6 protein-coding genes are annotated in these 9,117 nt (G+C 71.5%); 1 reads left to right on the top strand and 5 read right to left on the bottom strand.

Going from position 1 to position 9,117, the window contains the following annotated elements; genetic code table 11:
• Positions 1-174: 174 nt before the first annotated feature.
• Genes E1193_RS27260 through E1193_RS27240 form a run of 5 tightly spaced genes read right to left on the bottom strand, consistent with a single transcriptional unit; the run spans position 175 to position 7,263 of the window.
• Positions 175-1,071, bottom strand: coding sequence for an NAD(P)-dependent oxidoreductase (locus E1193_RS27260; RefSeq protein ID WP_132186041.1), 897 nt, complete (start codon positions 1,069-1,071; stop codon positions 175-177).
• Positions 1,068-1,844 carry a sugar phosphate nucleotidyltransferase gene (locus tag E1193_RS27255; RefSeq protein ID WP_243707930.1) on the bottom strand — a complete coding sequence of 259 codons (777 nt, stop codon included), beginning with the start codon at positions 1,842-1,844 and terminating at the stop codon, positions 1,068-1,070. Before E1193_RS27255 ends, E1193_RS27260 begins: the two co-directional genes overlap by 4 nt.
• 37 nt (positions 1,845-1,881) lie before the next feature.
• Positions 1,882-3,372 carry a hypothetical protein gene (locus E1193_RS27250; RefSeq protein WP_132186039.1) on the bottom strand — a complete coding sequence of 497 codons (1,491 nt, stop codon included), beginning with the start codon at positions 3,370-3,372 and terminating at the stop codon, positions 1,882-1,884.
• The gene (gene pelF / locus E1193_RS27245) at positions 3,369-5,084 is read right to left on the bottom strand and encodes a GT4 family glycosyltransferase PelF (RefSeq protein WP_207922886.1); all 1,716 of its coding nucleotides are present in this window, start codon (positions 5,082-5,084) and stop codon (positions 3,369-3,371) included. Before pelF ends, E1193_RS27250 begins: the two co-directional genes overlap by 4 nt.
• 49 nt (positions 5,085-5,133) lie before the next feature.
• Positions 5,134-7,263 carry a hypothetical protein gene (locus E1193_RS27240; RefSeq protein WP_132186038.1) on the bottom strand — a complete coding sequence of 710 codons (2,130 nt, stop codon included), beginning with the start codon at positions 7,261-7,263 and terminating at the stop codon, positions 5,134-5,136.
• 1,180 nt (positions 7,264-8,443) lie between these two features.
• On the opposite strand from E1193_RS27240, the gene E1193_RS27235 reads away from it, so the two are divergent.
• On the top strand, positions 8,444-9,117 hold a 674-nt coding region (locus E1193_RS27235), incomplete at its 3' end, for a lytic polysaccharide monooxygenase (protein WP_243707929.1).

Raw genomic sequence — 9,117 nt, 5'->3', positions numbered from 1 at the left:
CGGCGCTCGGATCGGGGGCGGCGGCGGTGCCGGGGGGCGGCCTCGTCCGCGGTCCGGTGTCCGACCCGCAGGCGACGAGGCCGCCCACCACGGTCATCACCAGCATGGTGGCTCCGGCGCGGGTGGCCGCCGGCCACCCGCGCCGGGTGGACCCGCCACACCGGGGACCGTGGTTCATCGCGCCTCCTCGGCGTCCAGGATGTCCTTGACCGACGTGGCCAGGTCACGGGCCGGCGACCAGCCCAGTTCCCGGCGCGCCCGGCTGACGTCGGCCTGGATCCAGTCGACCGAGGCCGAGCGCTGCGGCCCGGCGCCGGTCTCGCGGATCCGGCCGCCGTAACCGGCCGTGGCGGCCAGCAGCTCGACCGCCTCACGCGCGGTGACCGCTCGGCCACTGCCCACATTGAACACCCGGTGCCGCAGCTGCGGCGCGAGCAACACGGCGACGACCAGCGTGGCGACGTCCCGCACGTCGACGAAGTCCCGGTACGCCGACAGTGGTCCCAGAGTGATCTCCGAGGCGCCGCCGGCCAGCGCGTCGCGGATGCGCGCCGCCGCCCGGCCGAGCAGGTTCTCCTCGGACATGCCGGGGCCGATCGGGTTGAACACCCGCAACGACACCGCGTCGACCCGCCCGGATTCGCCCGCTAGTTGGAACAGCCGGGTCGCGGCGAGGTGGCTGACGCCGTACGCGCTGACCGGCCGCGCCGGCTGCTCCTCGGTGACCGAGGTGCCGTCCGGCACGACGCCGTACTCGCCGGCCGAGCCGAGCCGGACCAGCCGGGCCTGCGGCGCCGCCGCGGCGGCGGCGTCGAGCAGCTTCGCCGCGACCACGGCGTTCGCCGCGACCAGGTGCGCGGCGGTGCCGGCGAGGGCACCCACGCAGGTGACGACGGCGTCCGGGGCGGTCGCCCGCAGCAACGCCGCCAGCCCGTCCGGTTCGCCGTGCAGCAGGTCGTAGGTGGCCCGGCCGGGGCAAACCACCTCGGCTGCCCGCGGGTCCGACTCCAGCGCGGCACGCACGTGCGTGCCGATGAAGCCGGACGCCCCGAACAGCAGCACCCGGGTCACGCCTGCCCTCCTGAGCGCCCCACGCCGGCCCGGGCGGCGGCGGCCAGATCCGCCGCCGGGTCCGCCGGCGACAGATCCGGCAGCAGGATCGGCTTGAGCTGCGCGAACTCGCGGTTCGCCTCGTCGTAGTCCTCCGGCCGCCCAATGTCCAGCCAGAACCCGTCGAACGGGTACGTCGCCGGGTACTCCCCCGCCGCGAGCAGATCCAGCACCAGTTGGTCGAAGCCGAAGGCGAGCCCCGGTGGGTACGGCGCGAGTGTCTTACGTGACATCGCGTACACGCCCATGCTGACCGGGTAGTGCATCGTCGGCTTCTCCCGGAAGCCGACGATCCTCCCGGCGTTGACGTCCAGCACCCCGAAGTCGATCCGGTGGATCCGCTCGGAGGTCGCCAGCGTCAGCCCCGCGCCGGAGAGCGTGTGGACGCGGAGCAGGTCGGCGTAGTCCAGGTCGGTGAGGACGTCGCTGTTCATGACCAGGAAGTCGTCGGGCAGCCTGTCCTTGAGCCCGAACAGTGGGCCCACGGTGGAGAGCGGACGTTCCTCCTCGACGTAGTCGACGACGATCCCCCACCGGCGGCCGTCTCCGACGAACGCCCGGATCAGCGGGCCGAGGTGGTTGATCGCCAGGGTCACCGAGGTGAACCCGCGCGACGCGAGTTGGTCGAGCACGATCTGCAGGATCGAGTGGCTGTCGCCGATCGGCATCAGGGGTTTCGGCAGAGCCGTCGTGTACGGCCGTAACCGAACCCCCTTGCCGCCGGCAAGGATCACCGCGTGCAACCAGACCTCCCCAAGGGTCTCGGATGGACTATCGGTAGTGCCGGATCTGCCCGATGACCGGAAACAGACCGAGCGCGAACAGCGCCTGGAGCAACACGACGCTGCCCAGGTAGAGCGAGGTGTCGGCGAAGGCGGAGCCGCCCTGCCCGAGCAGGGGCGCGACACCGAACAGCGCGCCCACTCCGATGTGCAGCGCGATCGCCAGCAGCATGGACAGGCACAGCCAGCCGTACCGTCCCCGCCCGGCCAGAAGGAAGGCCAGGTAGTAGGCGCCGGCCAGCGCGACGTGCGCGGCCGTCATCGCCGCGCCGGCGGCCGAGAGCATCCCCACCTGGGCCAGGCCGGCCAGCAGCGCCGCGCCCAGCACGGCCGGCACCGCGAGGCAGGCCACGAACTCCCGGCCGATGGTGCGCCACACCCCGGCGACGAACTCCCCCGGCCGGCGGGCCCGCCGGGTGAGCGCGACCATGTCCGGCCAGAACCGGCCGGTGCGCCACTCGACGTACCCCATCGACAGCAGCAGCGGCGCCGCGGCTGCCGCGATGTCCAGCCGGGCCAGCAGGTACGGCGCCTGCGCGTGGAAGAGCAGGGCCGCCGCGCAGAGCCCGTAACCGGCGATACCGAGCAGCGCGGGCGTCTCCGAACGCAGGGGAGCCGGCGGCGCCGGTTCCTCGGCGTCGCCGGCCGGGCGGGCAGCCCACAGGGCCATGGCGAGCGCCGCCAGCACGGAGACGACCGCCGCGGCCACCGCCCACCGCTGGGCCGTGCCGCCGAAGACCAGGTAGGCCGTGCCAAACAGGAAGGCCGGGATCATCGCCGAGGCCAGCCAGGCCTCCCGCCGGTAGAAGATCAGGAGCGTGCTGGCCAGCTGGTACGCCAACTGGAGAACCATCATCACGGCGAGGGGCAGGCCGCCCAGCGGCAGCACCGCGACGCCGAGCACCACGCCGAGCAGGGGGCCGGTCAGCGCGGCCGAGCGCAGGACCCGGCTCGCCGCGCGCGGCCGGCCGTGGCCGAGCAGGCGGTACGCCACGTACGCGGCCACACCTGAGTAGATCCAGCCCACCGTCCCGGCGAGGATCATCCCGAGCACCAGGCCGGACCGCCCAACGGCCACCAACACGGCCGGGAAGGCGGCGCTCGGCAGCAGGTAGAGCGGCCCGTGCAGGACCGGCCGCAGGCCGTCCCACCGGCCGCCGGCCGTCGCCGGGGCGGCTGCCTCGTCGTGTTCCGGTGACGGCGGCCCCAGCCGCCGGAACACCTCGGTGGCGAGCGTGAAGACGTCGCGGTAGCCGTACTCGACCTGCGCGGTCCGGTCGGTGTGCCCGTCGGCTTCCAGGGCGGCGGCGACCTGGAGCGCGTCGACCGCCCGGCCCAGCTGGGGCCGAACCCGCTCGGCCAGCTCGTCGACCGGATCGGTGGAGATCCTGGGCAGCAGGATGGTGCGTTCGGGCTCGTCGGCCGGTGCCGCCGGGTCGGTGACCGTGCCGGCGGCGTCACCGTCGCTCGCGAGGCTCATCGCGGCTCGCCGGCCGACCGCAGCATGCCGACCGTGGGGTGGTCGTCCTGGGGCTCCCCCGCCGGCCACCCGGGTGGGCCGGGCTCGCGGATCGGGGCGGGCGGCGGGCCGGACGAGCCGTGCTCCTCGGGCCCGCGCTGCCGGGGCACCCGGGCCGGGACGGCCGCCACCCCGGGGCGGATCGCCCGGTTCGGGACCGTGACGCGGCCCAGGGCCTGGCCCCGCAGGTGCCGCTGCGGCGCGGACGCCGTCAGCGGCGCGGTGAGCCGGTCGTAGATGTCGCGGTACGCCTGGATGGAGCGTTGCAGCGTGAACCTCTCCAGGACCCGGATCCGGGCGACCGCGCCGAGCCGCAGCCGCAGCTCCCGGTCGTTGAGCAGCCGCACGCAGGCGGCGGCCACCGCGGGAACGTCGCGCGGCGCGACGACGATCCCGGTGTCGCCGACCGCCTCGGCGACGCCGCCGACGTTGGTGCACACCGTCGGCCGCCCGCAGGCCATCGCCTCCACCACGGTGTAGGGGAAGCCCTCGGAGATACTGGTCAGCGCGACCAGACTGCCGGCGTGGTACGCCTCGACCGCGCTGCCGACCCGGCCCTCCAGGGTGGCGTGCCCGGTCAGCCCGAGTTCGTCGATCAGTGCCTGGCAACTGGCGTGGTAGACCTGGTTGGCCGCCGGCGTCCCACCGAAGATGCGCAGCCGGGCGGCCGGGATCTCGGCGCGGACCAGCGCGAACGCCCGGATCAGGGTGTGCAGGTCCTTCAGCGGGTCGATGCGGCCCATGAACGAGATGGTCGGAACCTCCGGTTCGCTGGCCGCCGGCGGGAACTCGTCCGGGTCGACGCCGTTGTACATCGTCCACATCCGCTCGGGGTCGGCGCCGTTGTGCAGCTGCCAGCGCCGGTTGTACTGCGAGTGCGGCGCCAGCGCGTCGGTGATCAGGTACGCCGCGCCGGCCAGGGAACGGAAGAAGCTCAGCACCAGCACCCGGACCGCGTGCGGTGCGGTGTCGTGCAGGTACGAGATGTACCGTTCGCGCAGGTAGATGCCGTGTTCGGAGAGGACCAACGGGGTGTTGTGGGTCCACGCGGCCGCCATGCCGACGAGCGTGGCGAGGCCGTTCATCGACGAGTGCACGATGTCGGCCCGCACCGGCGGCGCGCTCAACGGGCGCAGCATGTGCGAGATCAGCCAGGCCGCCTCCAGCGCGTCGGCGACGGTGAGCGCGGGCCCGATCTCGTCGGCCCGCAGGGCGTGCCAGGCGTCCAGCATCATCCCCAGGGCCTGGTTGGAGAGCAGACCGGCGCTCAGGTCGCCGCCGGTGGCGGCGTACTCGAACATGCCCCGCAACGCGAGCAGGAAGGTGCTCCGGTTGACCTCGCCGGCCGGGGAGAGCGTGGACTCCAGTGGAGTGACCAGCGCCCGCAGGAACACCTCGTAGGACTCGACGAACCCCGCGCCTGGCCGCCCGGACGGCACCAGCATCCCGCGCCGGGGGCGGCGGCCCGGCGGCCGTCCGCCCCACAGCGGGATCGAGTGCACCCGGTCCAGGTTCGCCGGCCTGTCGAAGACCGGCCTCTCGGTGCCGTCGACGGTGAGCGCCACGACCTCCCACCGATGGTCCGGCATTCCCCGGATGAGCTGCTCGCACCAGACGCTCACGCCACCCATCGCGTAGGGATACGTGCCTTCCGAGACCAGTGCGATCCTCATCGAGTGCCCCCCCGTTCAGCCTCACGTCACCGGTTGTCGCCGCCGCCTGTCACGAACGGGGAGCGGCGTCGACCGTCACGGCGGTGTTCGCCGCGAGCGTCACCGGGACGCTGACGTCGCTGCCGTACGTGGTGGCGCCCGCGGTGGCCGCCGTCACGCCTCCCAGCCGGACCGTGCCGGCCGCCGGCGAGGTCACCGAGATGGTGCCGGCGCTGCGGTCGTAGACCGCCTCGACGCCGGCGCCGAGCGCGGCGAAGTGGGCGAGGCGCGCCCTGCCGTACGTGGCGATGTCCGGCCACGCCGAGTTGAGCAGCGGCACCGAGTAGAAGGAGTCGTACTTGCTCAACACGGCCTTCGTCCAGTCCGTGACCAGGGTCTTACCGGATCCGTAGTCGCGCACGTTGGCGATGTGGAAGGTGTGCGGGTAGATCGAGCCGGACGCGACGTGCTGCAGCGCCACGCCGGCCTCGTAGTCCAGCAGTTGCGCGTACGTGCGGTTGGTGGGCCAGTAGGGGAAGTGCCCGTCCGGGCCGTAGAAGGAGTTGTAGAAGTGGGTCTGCTCGGCCGGGGTGGTGGTGTGGTACGCGATGTTCGTCGGCCAGCACGGCATCACCAGGATGCCGGGGTTCGACGGGTGCACCTTGCCGGCGTTGAGGTGCGCCGGCACGTGGCTGGCGAACGACATGTTGCCGGCCAGGACGTCGATGCCGAGATCCGCCGCGGCCTGCAGCAACGCCGGGTTTGACGCTTCCAGGCCGTGGTCGGTGGGCGGGCCGGTGTCGTTTTCCGGGTCGTCGTTGTAGACACCCAGGCCGGAGTACTCGGGGGTCTTCAACATGCTGGTGGGGACGTTCAGCCCGATCGAGGCGCCCGCGGTCCGGTTGTCGTTGATCTCGTTGTACGTGGTGGTGTAGTCCGTCGTGTTCAGCTCGGGGTGGTTGAACGTGTGGTTGATCCACCGGAAGTTGTTCTTGAGGCACTTCGTGGTGGCGGTCAGCGTGGTGGCGTCCCCGTTGGGGCTGCACGTGTCACCGGCGAACGGGTCGATGCCGGCCCCGTTGTACGCGATGTTGAAGGTGAACCCGGCCGCCTGCGGGTGCGCGGCGCGCAGCGCGGTCTGCTGCGCGTCCAGGTTGACCACGTCGTGTCCGCTGACCTGGTAGCCGGGGGTGTACTCGACGGTGCCGTCCTCGTGGTAGTGGTCCGAGGCGCTGAACCAGTCGTCGATGTCGACGTTCAGGTGGTTCTTCTTCTCACCGAGGTGCAGGCCCCTGCTCGCCCACCGGAACAGGCCGTAGACCAGCAGGTCGGAGTGGAGCAGGTGCTGGTTCGAGGTGAACGTCAGCGCCATCAGCTCCCGGCCGTCGGTGGAGGTGGTGCGCACGGCGAGCACGTCGGAGCCGTTGGTCATCAACGCCTCGGCGTCGCAGCCGGGCTTGATCGCGGTCCGGTAGACGTACGACTGCGTGACGGGTATCTGGGCGGTGCTGGCGAGGTAGTCGAAGACCGCCGCGCCGGCGCTGGTGAGCGAGACGGGCAGGGGCGTGTCGGCGACCGCGCCCTCACCGTTGGAGGTGAGGCAGTAGTCCTCCGGCCAGGTCCCGTAGCTGGTGTAGAGGGCGACCTGCCGGACCTGGAAGTTGCGCTCGTAGGCCCACAGCGTGTTCCACTCCGCGTTGGTCAGGCCGCTCAGGTAGGCGCCCCCGGACGCGTAGAGCTGCATGCTGTTGGTGAGCAGGATGGCGTTGTACCTGCCGACGCCGTCGGGGCGGACGAGTGTGCTGGCGGTGACCGCCTGGGTGGCGGTGTAGATGATGTCGTAGGCGGCACCGACCCGGTCGAGGGTGGCCTTGAGCGTGGGTACGCCGAAGTCCGTCGTGTCGGTGGCCACGATCAGCGCACGGAGCGCGACGCGGTCGTTGGGTGCCTGGGCGACGACGCCGCTCTTCTTCCCGGTGGGCCGGGGCTCGGTGACCCGGACGGTGCCGGACCGGGTGGGCAGCGGGCCGGGCCGGGCCTGCTTCGGATTCGCTGCCTGTCCCTGGGCGGTGGGTGGCTGGCCGGGCGCCGTCGCGGGTCGGGCATGGACGGGAGCCTGGGTACCGAGGACGACCGCGAGCGCGGTCAGCCCGGCGAGGGCAAGTCGTGTGGCGCGGCGCGCAGGTCCGGTGGGGACCATCTACTGACCTCCGATGAGGAGACGACCGGGTCGCCGTCCATCATGGACCAGGGATCAGAAGGCGTTGCGCTCCAATTCGGTCCGCAGTCGGGCAACCGTGGCGCTTGTTGCGTAAGCAACATTGACGCCGGCATCGGGTACTGGTAGCACGCCACTCTTTCATGCTCGCCGGAGATGACACATCTCGATAGGAATTGGATGGTAATCCAACATCGCCAGCATCACTGACATGCGCCCTTAGTAGCACTTTCCAATCGGCTGGTAACGGCCCGTTCGACATAATTGGTGCCACCGGCTCCATCCGGCCGTCGCCTGGGCGGACTGGGCAATTCAGTCCAACCTGTCAATTACCCGACACTGCGCGGCGAAGAGCGACACAGCCAGCCAGACGGGCCACAAAGATAGCACGTTCGACCCATTTTCGTAGCGTGCACGTGACCAACTGTACCGCGAGGGCCCAGATCGGCGCGCCACGGAAAATTCCGCCGCCTTGCGTGGTAGTTCGATTTCCTGGCACTACCCGGAAGGCGAGTCGCCCACTCCGGGAACACTGGCGCGCCCCCCCTTCCGCAGGAGGCGCCCACCGAACCAATGTCATCGCTCGCAGAATTCGACACAGCGTCGACCGCACGGTGTTCCCGGCAGATTCGTGTCACGGACGCGACAATTGCCGCGGCGGAAATTGCGGTTCGCTTTCCCGGGCTGCGGCAAGGAGGGCCGCTGCCGCCGCAACTCCTCGACATGACCACTTCGCCACCCTACCCAACCCCCGTTCACCACGGTTGCCGAAACACCCCTCACGGATGGGCAACAATCGGCCGCCGTCGCTGCCACCACCCGGCCGCCCCGACCGGCCGGATGGCGGCCACGTCAGGCAGGAGCAGGGCGACGCCGCCGAGCAGAGCCGCCGCGAGGCAGCCCGCGAGGTGGGCACGCCCGGCCGCCCGAGCCGGGACGGGAGCGCGCCCCAACGACGTGTCCGATTGCCCGACGGGCGCGCCACTAAATTGACTGCCTTCTATGCATGTGGGAGCCTGACAGGCAGAGCCGCAGCGGGAGCACACGTGCAGGCACGGGAGCGGGCAACTCCCGGTCGTCCGGGTGTCGTCGTCCGATCTCCTCCTTGGAGGGCTCCGTGTCCACACTCATCCGGTCGCGTCGCGTCCGCCTCGTGACGTGGCTGTTCGCCGCCGGCGCGGTCGCCGCACTGTTGCTCACCACCGCCCTGGCCAACCCGGCCTCCGCCCATGGATCCGTGGTCGACCCGGCGTCCCGCAACTACGGCTGCTGGCAACGCTGGGGCAACGACTTCCAGAACCCGGCCATGGCCACCCAGGATCCGATGTGCTGGCAGGCCTGGCAGCACAACACCTCGGCCATGTGGAACTGGAACGGCCTGTACCGCGAGGGCGTCGCCGGCAACCACCGGGGCGCCATCCCCGACGGCCAACTGTGCAGCGCCGGCCGCACCGGGGACGGCCGGTACAACTCGCTGGACGCCGTCGGCGCCTGGAAGACCACGCCCGTCGCCAACAACCTCCGCGTCAAGCTCTGGGACCAGGCCAGCCACGGCGCCGACTACATCCGCGTGTACGTCACCAAGCAGGGCTTCAACGCCCTGTCCAAACCACTGGCCTGGAACGACCTCGAACTGGTCGGCCAGATCGGCAACACCCCCGCCTCCCAGTGGACCCGGGAGAGCCAGGGCGTGTCCATCCAGATCCCGGCCAACGCGCCGGGCCGCACCGGCCGACACATCGTCTACACCATCTGGCAGGCCAGCCACGCGGACCAGTCGTACTACCTGTGCAGCGACGTCGAGTTCGGCGGCGGGCCGAGCACCCCGCCCACCAC

Origin of the sequence: Micromonospora sp. KC606 (assembly GCF_004348675.1) — a bacterium.
Lineage (GTDB): Bacteria > Actinomycetota > Actinomycetes > Mycobacteriales > Micromonosporaceae > Micromonospora.
This window is presented reverse-complemented; position numbering and strand designations above follow the sequence as displayed.